At 47.5% G+C, this 14,126-nt stretch carries 17 protein-coding genes; 7 read left to right on the top strand and 10 right to left on the bottom strand.

What is annotated here, in order from left to right; translation table 11 throughout:
- Positions 1-20 precede the first annotated feature (20 nt).
- From I3X05_RS04245 to sdhC, 4 genes are read right to left on the bottom strand one after another with little or no spacing between them, the layout of a single operon-like run.
- Positions 21-731 carry a succinate dehydrogenase iron-sulfur subunit gene (locus I3X05_RS04245; RefSeq protein WP_045571007.1) on the bottom strand — a complete coding sequence of 237 codons (711 nt, stop codon included), beginning with the start codon at positions 729-731 and terminating at the stop codon, positions 21-23.
- 14 nt (positions 732-745) lie between these two features.
- Positions 746-2,512 carry a succinate dehydrogenase flavoprotein subunit gene (gene sdhA, locus I3X05_RS04240; RefSeq protein WP_045571008.1) on the bottom strand — a complete coding sequence of 589 codons (1,767 nt, stop codon included), beginning with the start codon at positions 2,510-2,512 and terminating at the stop codon, positions 746-748.
- Complete coding sequence (sdhD, locus tag I3X05_RS04235) at positions 2,513-2,857, bottom strand: succinate dehydrogenase, hydrophobic membrane anchor protein (protein WP_039433926.1); 345 nt, start codon at positions 2,855-2,857, stop codon at positions 2,513-2,515.
- Positions 2,851-3,243 carry a succinate dehydrogenase cytochrome b556 subunit gene (sdhC, locus tag I3X05_RS04230; protein WP_045571009.1) on the bottom strand — a complete coding sequence of 131 codons (393 nt, stop codon included), beginning with the start codon at positions 3,241-3,243 and terminating at the stop codon, positions 2,851-2,853. The genes sdhD and sdhC overlap by 7 nt, the downstream gene beginning before the upstream one ends.
- 395 nt (positions 3,244-3,638) lie before the next feature.
- Between sdhC and I3X05_RS04225 the strand changes: the two genes are divergently transcribed.
- Entirely contained in the window at positions 3,639-4,928 is a 1,290-nt protein-coding gene (locus tag I3X05_RS04225) for a citrate synthase (RefSeq protein ID WP_039424809.1), read from the top strand.
- 69 nt (positions 4,929-4,997) lie between these two features.
- Here I3X05_RS04225 and I3X05_RS04220 read toward each other — a convergent pair whose 3' ends face one another.
- Entirely contained in the window at positions 4,998-5,753 is a 756-nt protein-coding gene (locus tag I3X05_RS04220; RefSeq protein ID WP_045571010.1) for a Nif3-like dinuclear metal center hexameric protein, read from the bottom strand.
- Positions 5,754-5,845: 92 nt separating this feature from the next.
- Between I3X05_RS04220 and I3X05_RS04215 the strand changes: the two genes are divergently transcribed.
- Positions 5,846-6,604 (top strand): DUF1853 family protein, encoded by a 759-nt coding sequence (locus tag I3X05_RS04215; protein WP_337970968.1) that lies wholly within the window; start codon positions 5,846-5,848, stop codon positions 6,602-6,604.
- 107 nt (positions 6,605-6,711) lie between these two features.
- Here I3X05_RS04215 and pgm read toward each other — a convergent pair whose 3' ends face one another.
- The gene (pgm, locus tag I3X05_RS04210) at positions 6,712-8,358 is read right to left on the bottom strand and encodes a phosphoglucomutase (alpha-D-glucose-1,6-bisphosphate-dependent) (protein WP_193167302.1); all 1,647 of its coding nucleotides are present in this window, start codon (positions 8,356-8,358) and stop codon (positions 6,712-6,714) included.
- 90 nt (positions 8,359-8,448) lie between these two features.
- Positions 8,449-8,982 (bottom strand): replication initiation negative regulator SeqA, encoded by a 534-nt coding sequence (gene seqA, locus I3X05_RS04205; RefSeq protein ID WP_045571013.1) that lies wholly within the window; start codon positions 8,980-8,982, stop codon positions 8,449-8,451.
- 92 nt (positions 8,983-9,074) lie between these two features.
- Between seqA and I3X05_RS04200 the strand changes: the two genes are divergently transcribed.
- From I3X05_RS04200 to fldA, 3 genes are all read left to right on the top strand, one after another.
- On the top strand, positions 9,075-9,842 hold the full coding sequence (locus I3X05_RS04200; protein WP_337970967.1) for an alpha/beta fold hydrolase: 768 nt from the start codon (positions 9,075-9,077) through the stop codon (positions 9,840-9,842).
- A 112-nt stretch (positions 9,843-9,954) separates the two neighbouring features.
- Positions 9,955-10,176: a DUF2788 domain-containing protein gene (locus tag I3X05_RS04195; RefSeq protein ID WP_045571015.1), complete on the top strand. Its 222-nt coding sequence runs from the start codon at positions 9,955-9,957 to the stop codon at positions 10,174-10,176.
- A gap of 48 nt (positions 10,177-10,224) precedes the next feature.
- Positions 10,225-10,758 (top strand): flavodoxin FldA, encoded by a 534-nt coding sequence (gene fldA / locus I3X05_RS04190; protein ID WP_039424787.1) that lies wholly within the window; start codon positions 10,225-10,227, stop codon positions 10,756-10,758.
- Between the two features lie 43 nt (positions 10,759-10,801).
- On the opposite strand, the gene I3X05_RS04185 is transcribed toward fldA, so the two are convergent.
- Positions 10,802-11,491: an LrgB family protein gene (locus I3X05_RS04185; protein ID WP_139046363.1), complete on the bottom strand. Its 690-nt coding sequence runs from the start codon at positions 11,489-11,491 to the stop codon at positions 10,802-10,804.
- Between the two features lie 13 nt (positions 11,492-11,504).
- Positions 11,505-11,939, bottom strand: coding sequence for a CidA/LrgA family protein (locus I3X05_RS04180; protein WP_425304497.1), 435 nt, complete (start codon positions 11,937-11,939; stop codon positions 11,505-11,507).
- Positions 11,940-12,042: 103 nt separating this feature from the next.
- Here I3X05_RS04180 and I3X05_RS04175 point away from each other — a divergent pair, with 103 nt between their 5' ends.
- On the top strand, positions 12,043-12,933 hold the full coding sequence (locus I3X05_RS04175) for a LysR family transcriptional regulator (RefSeq protein WP_045571017.1): 891 nt from the start codon (positions 12,043-12,045) through the stop codon (positions 12,931-12,933).
- Here the strand turns inward: I3X05_RS04175 and I3X05_RS04170 are convergent.
- A complete protein-coding gene (locus I3X05_RS04170) occupies positions 12,930-13,433 on the bottom strand; it encodes a DUF4442 domain-containing protein (RefSeq protein WP_045571018.1) in 504 nt (167 codons plus the stop codon). The two genes, I3X05_RS04175 and I3X05_RS04170, sit on opposite strands and share 4 nt — an antisense overlap.
- A gap of 194 nt (positions 13,434-13,627) precedes the next feature.
- Between I3X05_RS04170 and fcrX the strand changes: the two genes are divergently transcribed.
- Positions 13,628-14,077 (top strand): ferric iron uptake transcriptional regulator FcrX, encoded by a 450-nt coding sequence (gene fcrX, locus I3X05_RS04165; protein WP_045571019.1) that lies wholly within the window; start codon positions 13,628-13,630, stop codon positions 14,075-14,077.
- Positions 14,078-14,126: the final 49 nt, after the last annotated feature.

The following is a 14,126-nucleotide window of genomic DNA, read 5'->3' as shown; positions in this document are numbered from 1 at the left end:
TAGCCGGCAATTTTTGTCTATTAAACCGAACGATTGACCAACATTGTTTTGATGTGACCAATGGCTTTTGTTGGGTTTAGTCCCTTAGGACAAACACTTACACAATTCATGATGCCATGGCAACGAAAAACGCTAAATGCGTCATCAAGATTGGACAGACGTTCATCTGTTGCAGTATCGCGACTATCAATCAACCAACGATATGCAGCCAAAAGACCTGCTGGACCGATAAATTTGTCCGGGTTCCACCAGAACGATGGGCAAGATGTTGTACAACATGCACACATGATACATTCGTACAAACCATCCAAATGCGCACGCTCTTCTGGAGATTGCAGATTCTCGCGAGAAGGTGGCAACGCACCGTCATCGATCAAGAATGGCTTAACTTTCGCATAGTTGTCGTAGAACTGTGTCATGTCAACGATAAGATCGCGTACTACAGGCAAACCCGGTAGTGGTCGAATAATCAGCTTACCACTGCCCAAAGCCGACAGCGGAGTGATACACGCCAAGCCGTTTTTGCCGTTCATATTCAAACCGTCAGAACCACACACGCCTTCGCGGCAGGAGCGGCGAAATGCCAGCGTTGGATCTTGCTCTTTCAATAGGATCAGCGCATCTAACACCATCATGTCAGAGCCATCTTCCACATCCAGCGTGTACTCTTTCATGTACGGCTTGCTATCGATATCCGGATTGTAACGATACACAGAGAAGTTCAATTTCATTTTTTAGTCCTCCCTTAGTATGTACGTACTTTCGGTGGGAAAGCATCACGATGAACTGGAGACATGTTTACGTCGCGTTTGGTCATCTGTTCAGTTTCCGGATTATAGATAGAGTGGTATAGCCAGTTTTCATCGTCACGATCTGGGTAGTCGAAACGAGCGTGAGCCCCACGACTTTCCGTACGGTAGTTTGCTGCCACTGCCGTTGAGAATGCCGTTTCCATCAAGTTATCCAGTTCTAAGCACTCAATACGCTGCGTGTTGAACTCGGTAGACTTGTCTGACAGATGGGCATTTTTCAAACGTTCGCGAATCACTTTCAGTTCTTCTAAACCTTGCGCCATGGCTTCACCTTCACGGAACACCGAGAAGCTATTTTGCATGCAACGTTGTAGGTCTTTACGGATTTGCACCGGATCTTCGCCACCCGTGCTGTTTTCCCAGCGCATGTAGCGAGAAAGTGACGCTTCGACGTCAGAAGCGGTCGCTGAGCGTGCTTCTGCTTGTGCTGCCAGCGTTTCACCTAAGTGAAGACCCGTTGCACGGCCAAAGACCACCAGATCGAGTAGCGAGTTACCGCCTAAACGGTTCGCTCCGTGTACCGATACAGAAGCTATTTCACCACACGCGAACAAGCCCTGAACCTCTACGTCAGTGCCGTCCGCCAGCTGTTTAATCGCCTGACCAGAAACTTGAGTTGGTACACCACCCATCATGTAGTGACAGGTTGGGATAACCGGAATCGGCTCTTTCACTGGATCGACGTGAGCGAAAGTACGAGAAAGCTCACAGATACCAGGCAGACGCGATTCAAGTACATCTTTGCCCAAGTGATCGAGCTTCAACTTGATATGTGGACCCCAAGGGCCGTCACAACCACGACCTTCACGGATTTCGATCATCATTGAGCGAGCAACCACATCACGGCCAGCCAAATCTTTGGCATTTGGTGCATAACGTTCCATGAAACGCTCACCATCTTTATTGAGAAGGTAACCACCCTCGCCACGGCAACCTTCCGTCACCAAAACACCTGCACCAGCGATGCCCGTTGGGTGGAATTGCCACATTTCCATATCTTGCATCGGAACACCAGCACGCAGTGCCATACCCACGCCATCGCCCGTGTTGATGTGTGCGTTAGTGGTTGATGCATAAATACGGCCTGCACCGCCTGTTGCTAATACGGTCGCTTTGGCTTTGAAATAACAAATTTCGCCCGTTTCCATGCACAATGCTGTACAGCCTAAGATAGCGCCATCTTGGTTTTTCACTAGATCAAGCGCATACCATTCTGAAAAAATAGTGGTCTTATGTTTTACGTTTTGCTGATAAAGCGTATGCAGCAGAGCGTGACCAGTACGGTCAGCAGCAGCAGCAGTACGAGCCGCTTGCTCACCACCGAACTCTTTTGACTGGCCACCAAAAGGACGCTGATAGATTGATCCGTTTTCAAAGCGAGAGAATGGCAACCCCATCTTCTCTAGCTCAATCACCGACTCAGGGCCGTTCTTACACATGTACTCAATGGCATTTTGGTCACCGATGTAGTCGGAACCTTTGACCGTGTCATACATGTGCCACTGCCAATCGTCTTTGTGTGAGTTTCCTAGTGCAACCGTAATACCACCCTGAGCTGAAACGGTATGAGAACGAGTAGGAAACACTTTTGATAGCAATGCACAAGTTAGGCCTTGCTCTGAAATTTGTAGTGCAGCGCGCATACCTGCACCACCTGCGCCGATCACAACGGCGTCAAACTCACGAACTGGAATAGACACTTACGCACCCCACAACACAAATAGACCAGAGAAGAAATATCCGAACAGCACGGCAATAACGGCTAACTGAAGGCCACCACGCAACTTAGCGCATTTGATGTAGTCAGTCAGAACCTGCCATAAACCAATCCAGGCATGAATCAGCACACAGACCAATGCCAGCATGGTGAAAACCTTAGTGAAGGTGCCACCGAAAAATTGGGTCCAGGATGCGTAGGAAATATCCGTGAAAGCACAAAAGCTCACCAGATAAATTGTGTAGAGTGTCATTATGATGGCCGTAGCACGGATCAGGAGGAAATCGTGTACCCCGTTACGACCAAATGAGGAAACGTGTTTTACCATACTAAGATCCCCGCCAAAACTGAAAGCACGGCTGTCGCGCCGAATGCAACCTTGGCACTCATGGCGCCAGATTCAAGCTCTTCAAAATGACCAAGATCCATCATGAGATGACGAATACCGCCAGCAATGTGGTAGGCCAATGCAGTTAGGATGCCCCACAACACGAATTTCACGACAAAGCTATCGACGATGTCGCTCGCTTGCATGAATCCGACAGGGGATGACAGGGAAATGGATAGTAGCCATAGCAGTATGCCTATCGCGACAAACGTAATCACCCCAGATACACGATGCAGGATGGATGCGATTGCGGTGATAGGAAAGCGAATGGTCTGCAAATCTAAATTAACAGGTCTTGACTTTCTTTCTTTCACGGGCTTGCTCACTCAGCTCCATTGAGCATTTATTGTTATTAACGAATTTTGGCCCTCAACCCCACAAAAGTTAACATTTATTTAACACCTTCCACGACATATAATCGATTTAAATGTAAAACTCTTGTTAACAACGAGACTAAAAAAAACACCTCACCTTTGTTTCTAGCCCCGAATTTATAAGGATTTAACCAAAAATTTCTGCGCCACTATACGGCTGGCAACATTCTAATACAATTGATGTAACAAATTATGCTACACAGAACAGATTTTTAACGATTTTTATGTAAAAAATCATATTGAGTGCACACAAAAAGGCAGAACAATTGACTTTAATCTTTAACACCAGTACAAAAATGGCACACAAACATCCTGGACGGATTAAATAATAAACAAAGGAGATTGTTATGGCAGATAAGAAAGCTACCCTTCACATCGAAGGCAAAGCGCCAATCGAACTGCCAATTATGGAAGGTGCACTAGGTACCCCTGTAATTGATGTTCGTACACTGGGAGCAAACGGCTATTTCACATTTGACCCCGGTTTTCTTGCCACTGCATCTTGTGAATCGCAAATAACATACATCGACGGCGGCAAAGGTATTCTTTTGCACCGCGGGTTCCCTATTGATCAGTTAGCCAACAACGCTGATTACTTAGAGGTTTGTTATATTCTACTTTACGGTGAAGCCCCTACACGTGAGGAATACGAGAAATTCAGAACAACCGTGACACGTCACACTATGGTGCACGAACAGATTGCCAGCTTCTTCCATGGCTTCCGTCGTGACGCTCACCCAATGGCGGTGATGTGTGGCGTGGTCGGCGCTCTGGCAGCCTTCTATCATGACTCTTTAGACATCAATAACGATTTGCACCGAGAAATCACCGCTTATCGTCTGCTGTCTAAAATGCCAACGCTGGCGGCCATGTGTTACAAATATTCGATTGGTCAGCCTTTTATCTATCCACGCAATGACCTGACTTACGCTGAAAACTTCCTGCACATGATGTTTGCAAACCCATGTGAAGAATACGAAGTGAACCCAGTCGTCGCGCGTGCAATGGATAAAATCTTTACTCTGCATGCAGATCACGAACAAAACGCTTCAACTTCCACCGTGCGTCTCGCTGGCTCTTCGGGGGCAAACCCGTTTGCGTGTATTGCCGCAGGTATTGCTTCTCTATGGGGTCCTGCTCACGGTGGTGCCAATGAGGCGTGTCTGAAGATGTTGGAAGAGATCGGCTCGGTCGATAACATCCCAATGTACGTGGAACGCGCGAAGGACAAGGACGATCCATTCCGTCTGATGGGCTTTGGTCACCGCGTGTATAAGAATTACGACCCACGTGCAACCGTGATGCGTGAAACCTGTCACGAAGTGCTAAAAGAGCTCAACATCAAAGATCCGCTCTTGGATGTCGCGATGGAGCTTGAGCGCATTGCCCTGTCAGACGAATACTTTGTCTCTAAGAAGCTGTACCCGAACGTAGACTTCTACTCAGGTATTATCCTCAAAGCGATCGGTATTCCTGTCTCAATGTTTACCGTTATCTTCGCCATCTCGCGCACTATCGGCTGGATTGCGCATTGGAACGAAATGCACAGCGATCCACTCAATCGCATTGGCCGTCCTCGCCAGCTCTATACTGGTGAAGAGCAGCGCGATTTCAAACCTATGCACGAGCGCCAATAACAGGTTGAATAAAAATCAAGGGTTGAGATGCAAGTCTCAGCCCTTTCTCTTTTTGACCGTTCCAGCGCTTTATACTGGATTGTCGATATCGATGAATTCAACGTCTAAACCGTGCTCTTGCGTTAACCATTCGCCTAGAGCTTTGATGCCATAACGTTCGGTAGCATGATGCCCAGCCGAAAAGTAGTGAATCCCCATTTCACGCGCGCTGTAGGTCGTGCGCTCTGAAATTTCTCCAGAGAGATAAGCATCCAAACCCCGTTGAGCGGCCAGTTCAATAAAATCTTGCCCACCGCCAGTACACCAACCAATCGTTTCAATGCGTTGTCCACGTTCTGACGCGATATGCAGTGGCTGACGCGATAGAGTTCGAGTGATCTTGTCTGCAAACGCCTCGGCCCTCATCGCTTGTCGCAAACGGCCAAACATAGCCACGGATTGGGCGTGCCCTTCCAATCCACCTTCGACTTCGATATCGAGTAGATTGGCCAGTTGTGCATTGTTGCCTAGTTGTGGATGGATATCGAGTGGTAAGTGATACGCCAATAGATTGATGTCGTGCCGCATCAGGGTGCGAATGCGATTTCCTTTCATGCCTCGAATGGGCTCTGGCTCGCCTTTCCAAAAATAGCCGTGATGGACTAACACGGCATCGGCGCCTTTCTCGACCGCTTGCTCTATCAAAGCTTGAGAAGCCGTTACGCCAGTAATCACTTTGCGGATTTCCGCTTTCCCTTCCACCTGTAAACCATTTGGGCAGTAATCTTTTATTAGCGATGCGGAAAGCTTATCGTTAAGAATTTTTTCCAGTTCTAAGTTGTTCATCTTCACATCCAGATTTTGTCTTCACCGCAAAGTGTATACTCAAGCCAATAAGCAATACAATGGTCGCTCAATATCGACATTGTGGATCAACGATGAGCTCTGTTACGCGATTTTATCAATGGATTACCTCCTCACCCTCGTTATTTGAGACCCGTTTACCTTTTGTCAGCGTCTCCCACTTAAACGCAACGGTGCCAAACGATATCGAACCTTATCAAGGAAATGCTCGGCTTGGTTTTCTCTATCAGTACCTGTGCTCAAAACTGTTGCGACAGTCGACCCAGTACCAGATTGAGCTCGAAGAAGTGCAACTTCAAAGCAATGGGAAGACGCTTGGTGCGTTAGATTTTCTTTTGCTTAACCGAGAAAGTGGTCAATTTGAGCACTGGGAAGTGGCGATTAAGTTTTATCTGCTGCTAGACGGCAAATGGTATGGCCCCAACGCCCAAGATCGCTTGGACAAAAAACTCGATCACATGCTCAATCATCAGCTTAAGATGAGCTCTTCGACGGCTTTTTTGCAACAATACGGACAGTATCAAGACAGCCAACCACGCTTACTCATGCAAGGCCGTTTGTACATCAACCCTTTTTTGCCACAAGACATACCGACCCATTGTCTTGGCTATCCAATCAACCCAAACACTATCGCCGGTTATTGGTGTTTCGCCCACCAATGGCCGCAAATCAACCAACCACTGTATGAGTTATCGAAAGCGAATTGGGCGGCCGGCGGCATGGCAGCGGCTGACGCGCCCGCAGTCGAAAAGCCGCAAAAACGCTTTATCCACGCCCAAAGCCGAAATGGTCAGTTCTGGTTTATCGTGCCAGACAACTGGCCGCATGGATAAACATGAGGATTTATCCCACCGAGTAGAGATTCTCGATGCTTATGTACTGGTAACAAAAACCCCAGAGCTGAGCTCTGGGGTTGATATTGAGGCAAGTAGGTTGCAGCTTATAAACCCGCGTCGGCAAAGACTTGATTGACGATCTGCTGCGCTTCGGCTTCGATTTGCTTCAGGTGCTCTGCGCCTTTAAAGCTTTCACAGTAAATCTTGTAGATGTCTTCTGTGCCTGATGGGCGAGCGGCAAACCAGCCATTTGCAGTGGTCACTTTCAGGCCACCAATGGCCGCACCATTACCTGGCGCATGAGTTAAACGCGCGGTAATCTCATCACCAGCCAGCGTTGTTGCACTAACCATTTCAGCAGACAGTTTCTTGAGAACGTCTTTCTGCGGGCCATTTGCCACTGCTTGAATACGGCTATACTGTGATTCACCATGCTTAGCCGCAAGCGCTTCATAGTACTGCTGCGGGTTTTTACCCGTCACGGCCGTGATTTCGGCTGCCAACAAACACAAAATAATGCCATCTTTGTCGGTTGACCAAGGCGTACCATCTTTACGTAGGAAAGAAGCACCAGCGCTCTCTTCACCACCAAATCCGAACTTGCCGTTATAGAGACCATCCACAAACCACTTAAAGCCCACGGGCACTTCACACAGCTCACGGCCAAGATCAGCCACCACGCGGTCAATCATCGCACTGGAAACGAGTGTTTTACCGACAGCGACATCCGCTGCCCAGCCTTGACGGTGGCGGTATAGATAGTCGATACACACCGCTAAGAAGTGGTTAGGATTCATCAAGCCTTTTGGCGTGACAATGCCATGACGGTCGTAATCGGGATCATTACCAAACGCGAGATCGTAATCGTCTTTTAACGCCAGTAGCCCAGCCATCGCGTAAGGAGAAGAGCAGTCCATACGCACCACGCCATCTTTGTCGAGTGACATAAACTGGAAGGAAGGATCTATCGCTTCGCTCACCAGAGTGAGATTGAGATTGTACGCTTTGGCGATTTGGCGCCAATAGTCAATGCCGCTGCCGCCGAGCGGATCCACACCGATCTTGAGATTGGCGTTTTGGATCGCTTCCATATCAATCACATTGACCAGATCAGCCACGTATGGCTTAACCAGATCTTGCTCTACAAACAGTGTTGATGCTTTCGCGTCGAGCAAAGGCATACGCTTGACTCCTTGTAGGCCTTCAGCGATCAACTGATTGGCACGATTTTCAATCGCCTGAGTGAGCTCGCCTTCGGCTGGGCCGCCGTGCACCGGGTTGTACTTGATGCCGCCATCTTGCGGCGGATTGTGCGATGGCGTAATCACAATGCCATCGGCTTTGTCTGCATGTTTCTGGTTGTAGGTCAAAATGGCGTGTGAGATGCCTGGTGTTGGTGTATAGCCGTTTTCTGCCTGAACAATCACTTGCACCCCATTGGCCACCAGCACTTCCACTACCGTAGCAAAGGCGGGCTCAGAGAGCGCGTGAGTGTCTTTCCCGATGAACAGTGGGCCTTTGGTTCCCTGCTCAACACGCACTTCAGCGACCGCTTGCGCAATGGCTAAAATATGGTGTTCATTAAAAGTGCATTTATCTGCGCAGCCACGATGGCCCGAGGTACCGAACTCAACTTTATGCGCAGGGTTAGATGCATCCGGTTGCATCAAAAAATAGTTAGCGACTAAAGCAGGAATATTGTGAAGATCTTCTTGCAGAGCTTTTTGCCCTGCCCGAGGGTGCATAGCCATTATTGACATCCTTTCTTAAAAATTAATCAAACAAAAAAGCCTCATAATATCGGCATCACTGTGCGCATTATGAGGCTTCTATCAGGTTTCTTATATCGACCCTGTTACTTTTTCAATTAAATCGGGCTGAAATTCCATATGCGTCATCACCTGTTCCACCATCTGTCGTTTACGACTGGTATTGCTGTTGGTGATGACCCAAAAGCCCGTATGTGGAATCGCTTTGGGTTTGGTGGTATTGCCGTTTTCCAGCAGCGTCGCTTCGTTATCCGCAAAGTAGAAACGCTTACGACCTTTCACTTTGGTTGCCTGAGCAAAACTTTCAGGGTTGATACGATGCAAAGTCGTTAGAACCAACATAAAGCGATCAATCGCTTTCTTTAATGAAGCAAACTCGTCGGATATCAACAGCGAGCGCATCTCTTTCACACCGTCAATCTGGGAGGCTTTGCCTGCATCTTTGCTAACTACAATGCCTTTGGGTTCAGCAACTTGTGTAATGATGACCGGTTTACCGTCCACATTTAACAAACGGCGTAGAATGTCTGACGCACTTTCACCAATGTGTTGGGTTTGACTTGCAATAAAACGGTACAGATCCTCATCAACCTCAATTGTTTTCATTCGCTTTTCACAATCTCAATGTTTAAACTCTGGGAGATTATAACGAGATCCTTTCGGATACTCCACGTTAAACCCATCACGAATAAGATAAAATGTCATCATTGCTCAACTACAAACTTGAAGGTGAAGGACAAACCATTGTTTTACTTCACGGCTTATTTGGCAGTTTAAGTAACCTTGGCCTGCTTGCCCGAGAGCTGGTTTCGGATCACCGAGTCCTTAGTTTGGATCTACGTAACCACGGCCTCTCCTTCCACAGCCTGCAACATGATTACCAACTCATGGCTCAAGACGTGCTAACCACTATGGAGGCGCTTTCGATTGACCATGCTGTCGTGATTGGCCACTCGATGGGAGCCAAGGTAGCGATGAAATTGGCCGCCATTGCACCACAAATAGTCTCACAGCTCATCGTTTTGGACATGGCACCAGTAGCCTATCAAGTCAGACGCCATGACGATGTGTTCCAAGGATTACATTCCGTGATTCAGCATAAGCCGACCAGCCGCAGCCAAGCACTTGATTTACTTGCCAAGCACATTGCTTTGGATGGCGTAAGGCAATTTCTTGCCAAATCACTTTATAATCAAGACGGCCATCTCGCTTGGCGCTTCAATGTTGACTCATTGATCAACAACTACGACGCCATTCTAGGCTGGGAGCCTATCCCACAGACAGATATCCCAACGCTATTTGTCAAAGGGGGGGATTCTCCCTATCTGCAGAATGAACATCAGGCCGCCGTTGTGCAGCAGTTCACACAGGCAAAAGCGCATGTGATTGCCAATACGGGGCACTGGCTGCATGCTGAAAAACCAGCAGAAGTGTTACGTGCGATCCGAAAATTTATTGTCAGTTAACAAATCAGAAAAGTGACGTCATTTTATTGGCCTTCGCAGGTGCTGCGTGCATTAACTTTGTTGTCCAACAGTGATATAGTGCGCGCAAGCTAAATTGGCACTAAGGGACATCATGCTTTACGACTACATGAACATGCTGGAATCGATTGGACTCGACCTTCTTTTTGCGTCTATCTTCTTTCTTATTGGTATGGCCATTAAAGATGTGTTGCAGCAAGGTAATGTTCCCGTTTTTGGTCGTCGTATTGTATGGTTGGTACTTTTCCTTGGCTGTGCTGGTTTTATCGCAAAAGGGCTCATTCAGCTTAGCTGGGAAGGCACTGGTTTGGGTTAAATCCGTCAGGTTCGTGCCACAACAGACATAATCAAAGGTATAAACTCTATGGCAAGTGTAGGTATCTTCTTCGGTAGCGACACAGGTAATACTGAAGCCGTTGCTAAGATGATTCAAAAGCAACTAGGTAAAAAACTCGTTCACGTACAAGACATTGCAAAGAGCAGCAAAGAAGACATCGATAATTTCGATCTGCTGCTTCTTGGCATTCCTACGTGGTACTACGGCGAAGCTCAATGTGACTGGGATGATTTTTTCCCGGAATTAGAGCAAATCGACTTCTCAACCAAGCTGGTGGCGATTTTCGGTTGTGGCGATCAAGAAGACTACGCAGAGTACTTCTGTGACGCCATGGGTACCGTACGCGATATCGTTGAGTCAAAAGGTGGCACGATTTTGGGCCATACTTCTACTGAAAGCTATGAGTTCGAAGCATCGAAAGCACTGGTTGAAGGCGACAATAGCAAGTTCATTGGCCTTTGCATCGACGAAGATCGTCAGCCAGAACTGACCGAGTCTCGCGTGAAAAACTGGGTTGAACAGATCTATGAAGAGATGTGCCTCGCAGAGCTAGAAGATTGATATCAGTCCCCTGTTTCGACAGGGGATTTTTTTGCTTTGCGTTTTACCAAAGTAAGTGACCGATCCAAGGGGCGAGCAGTACAGTCACCATGCCAGACAACATCATGACCACACTGGATACCACCCCCTCCGAACTTCCTAGCTGATACGCTTTCGCGGTACCTGCACCATGGGCTGAGGCTCCTAAACTTGCCCCTTTGCTCAGCCGAGAACGAATGGCCAAACTTGTTAGAATGATCTCTCCCATAGCCATCCCGATCACGCCAGTCAAGACGACAAACAGTGCAGCAAGCTCACTTTGCCCACCGATGACTTTGGTCGCTTCAACGGCAAACGGCGTGGTAATGGATCGCATTGCTAAACTGCGTTGCAGCAACTCAGGGAGAGACAATAAACGCGCCAACGCAACCGTACTGCCAACCGCGACAACCACCGACACCAACACACCCACTGTCAGCGACAACCAATGCTGCTTAATCAAGACTCGGTTGTCGTACACAGGGATGGCAAAAGCAACCGTCGCAGGCCCAAGTAACCAAAGTAGCCACTGTGAATCAGCCATATAGGTTTGATAAGGAATATGCAACCCCGTCACCATCACCACCAAAAGAAGCGGGGCCAACAAGAGGGGCATTAACAGCAAGCTAGGCCTTCTGCGATAAAGGTATTTGCTTGCGTAATAGAGCAAGAGTGTCAAAACAAAACAGATTGCACTCAACGCGGGAGTAGAAATAGTCAATTCCATATTAGTGCCCTCTTGTAACATAGGATGCACGGCGCCTGCGTAGGGCTAAAAGGCGCTCTAGGCGATGGGTTTTATCCACCACCCAAGCGGTGACTGCAATCACCAGAGACGTGCTGATGACCAGTACCAAGGAAATTTTCACTCCCTCTTGCTTCATCATCTCTTGATAGTTGACCACCACCACAACCGCAGGGACAAAAAACAGCAACATTTCCGCCAAGAGCCAGCTGGCACCAAGACGCAGCCACTCAATCTTGACCATCCGACTAAACAGTAAAAGAAGCAAAAGCAGCATGCCAGTGAGATTGGCAGGCAGTGGCAAGTTAAACAGACGCACAAGCGCATCCGCCGCAAACCAGATCAGCGACAGCATCGCTACCTGCAGCCAAATTTTTAAGCCATTTTTGAGTTTCACCATGTGATTCACTTTGAAAATAGAGAGATTAATCACATTGTATTCAAGCTCAAAACCTGCATAAAATGACTTTAAATTATTATTTCCATGCCAAATTGGCATACTTTGTTTTGTGCGAGGAGATATGGACGTTAGAGGTTTGCGCTATTTTGTGGAACTGGTGCGACAGCAAAGCTTTACTAAGGCTTCCGAGCGAATGTTCGTTACCCAACCAACCATCAGTAAGATGATTCGCAATTTAGAGAGCGAACTTGGCCAACCACTATTGCATCGCGAAGGACGGCGATTTTGGCTGACTGAGGCTGGTGAGATCGTCTATCAGCGAGCCCAAATCGTGCTCACTCAGATGAATGAACTGGAAGCCGAGTTGATGGATCTGGATCAGTTACGACGTGGCCATTTGCGCTTAGGGATCCCCCCTATGGTTGGCCACCTCTATGCCGGGCTGTTTCGCCAATACCGACAACGCTACCCAAACATTGAGCTGACTGTCGTTGAGTATGGAGGGCGTAAAATTGAGCAAGCTTTGCTCAATGGAGAAATCGATGTGGCCATGACTATGTTATCGCCACAGATTAACAATGAGCTGCAAAGCATAGAATTGGACAACTACCCCATTCACGCCGTTGTACCAGAGAATATCAACTGGAAGACACGGCAGAGCGTTCGATGGGTCGAACTCTATAATGAACCCTTGTACCTTTACACATCAGAGTTCACTCTCAGTGAGCACATTTTTTCGCGCTGTCATGAGGCAGGATTCGAACCTCAGGTTGCTGCACGCAGTAGCCAGTGGGATTTTCTTGTCGCATTGGTGAAAAGTGGCACTGGTGTGTGCTTTTTACCAGCACCGCTGTGTAAACGAAACCATACCGAGGGGGTATTGGTTTTGCCAATCAACCCCGGGATTGACTGGCGCTTGGGTGCTATTTGGCATCGTAACCGCTACCTATCAAAAACCAGTGAAGCTTGGCTGCAACTGTGCCGTGACTACGCACTGACGAATGGCCACTAACTTTGTTGTTGCTCTTCAAGTCGCTCACGATATTTCGGCTTTTTTCGTACATACAGTTTACGATGAACTTCGGACACAACCGTGCCCTTAACATCTTTGACATGAATGATAAACTCGGGAAAGCACTTATCACCAAAACGAGTCATGGCATAAATCTCGTCCAGCATCGCCTGGGTTATTTCGAACTGGGCAAAAAGATCACTCTGCCCCGGCTTGATAAAATTGATGCTCGCTTCTTTGTCCCACACATAGTACTCCTCGCCTAAGATACCCATCAACATCAGTGAGTAAACAGGGTCAGTGAGAGAGAAAATACTGCCACCATATTGGGTGCGGTTGGCATTTTTATTCCACCAGCGCAGTTTAAGTTTCATATCGACGGTGCGAAAATCGTCGCTAATACGCAAAATACGGATACCTGCGCCCCAAAATGGCGGCCAAATATTGAGGGCAAACTTGACGATCCCCGGCTTATAGATCCTGGCGAGTTGCTTGTTCATCGCTGTCCTTGCTTTAGTTCTATTGTTAACACTTTGTAACTGGTCTGATGAGCAATATAAGCGAGCCAGCCACAATTTACAAAAAGATTCTAGTAACCCTTTGAAGTTCGTGGTTTATTGTTAAGGCTGCTTCACCTATAATGATTTGAATATTGAATTCTGTACTCTGCGGCAGATCATCGACGGGAAAGTATATGTCAGACAACAACCAAGCGCTTAAGGATGCAGGGCTTAAAGTTACCCTTCCAAGGCTAAAAATTTTAGAAGTACTACAGCAACCAGATTGCCAACATATCAGTGCTGAAGACCTTTATAAAAAGCTGATTGATCTTGGCGAAGAAATAGGTCTTGCGACAGTATATCGTGTGTTGAACCAATTCGATGATGCCGGTATTGTCACTCGCCATCACTTTGAAGGTGGTAAATCGGTTTTCGAACTTTCCACCCAACATCATCACGACCATCTTGTTTGTCTCGATTGTGGGGAAGTGATTGAGTTTTCTGATGATCTCATCGAAGAACGTCAGAAAGAAATTGCCGCCGCGTACAACGTCAAACTGACTAACCACAGTTTATACTTGTACGGTAAATGCGCAGACGGCTCATGTAAAACGGACCCTGACGCGCATAAACTCAAGAATTGATAAAAAAGCCGGCCGATAAAAGTCGGCTTTTTTATAGGACAAATTGAGA

This window comes from Vibrio navarrensis, assembly GCF_015767675.1.
GTDB lineage: Bacteria > Pseudomonadota > Gammaproteobacteria > Enterobacterales > Vibrionaceae > Vibrio.
This window is presented reverse-complemented; position numbering and strand designations above follow the sequence as displayed.

What these genes read in the sequence shown, in the direction of transcription:
- I3X05_RS04245 (WP_045571007.1), bottom strand. Translation starts at nt 731, where the DNA reads ATGAAATTGAACTTCTCTGTGTATCGTTACAATCCGGATATCGATAGC.
- sdhD (WP_039433926.1), bottom strand. Translation starts at nt 2,857, where the DNA reads ATGGTAAAACACGTTTCCTCATTTGGTCGTAACGGGGTACACGATTTC.
- I3X05_RS04225 (WP_039424809.1), top strand. Translation starts at nt 3,639, where the DNA reads ATGGCAGATAAGAAAGCTACCCTTCACATCGAAGGCAAAGCGCCAATC.
- I3X05_RS04220 (WP_045571010.1), bottom strand. Translation starts at nt 5,753, where the DNA reads ATGAACAACTTAGAACTGGAAAAAATTCTTAACGATAAGCTTTCCGCA.
- I3X05_RS04215 (WP_337970968.1), top strand. Translation starts at nt 5,846, where the DNA reads ATGAGCTCTGTTACGCGATTTTATCAATGGATTACCTCCTCACCCTCG.
- pgm (WP_193167302.1), bottom strand. Translation starts at nt 8,358, where the DNA reads ATGGCTATGCACCCTCGGGCAGGGCAAAAAGCTCTGCAAGAAGATCTT.
- seqA (WP_045571013.1), bottom strand. Translation starts at nt 8,982, where the DNA reads ATGAAAACAATTGAGGTTGATGAGGATCTGTACCGTTTTATTGCAAGT.
- I3X05_RS04200 (WP_337970967.1), top strand. Translation starts at nt 9,075, where the DNA reads ATGTCATCATTGCTCAACTACAAACTTGAAGGTGAAGGACAAACCATT.
- I3X05_RS04195 (WP_045571015.1), top strand. Translation starts at nt 9,955, where the DNA reads ATGCTTTACGACTACATGAACATGCTGGAATCGATTGGACTCGACCTT.
- fldA (WP_039424787.1), top strand. Translation starts at nt 10,225, where the DNA reads ATGGCAAGTGTAGGTATCTTCTTCGGTAGCGACACAGGTAATACTGAA.
- I3X05_RS04175 (WP_045571017.1), top strand. Translation starts at nt 12,043, where the DNA reads ATGGACGTTAGAGGTTTGCGCTATTTTGTGGAACTGGTGCGACAGCAA.
- I3X05_RS04170 (WP_045571018.1), bottom strand. Translation starts at nt 13,433, where the DNA reads ATGAACAAGCAACTCGCCAGGATCTATAAGCCGGGGATCGTCAAGTTT.
- fcrX (WP_045571019.1), top strand. Translation starts at nt 13,628, where the DNA reads ATGTCAGACAACAACCAAGCGCTTAAGGATGCAGGGCTTAAAGTTACC.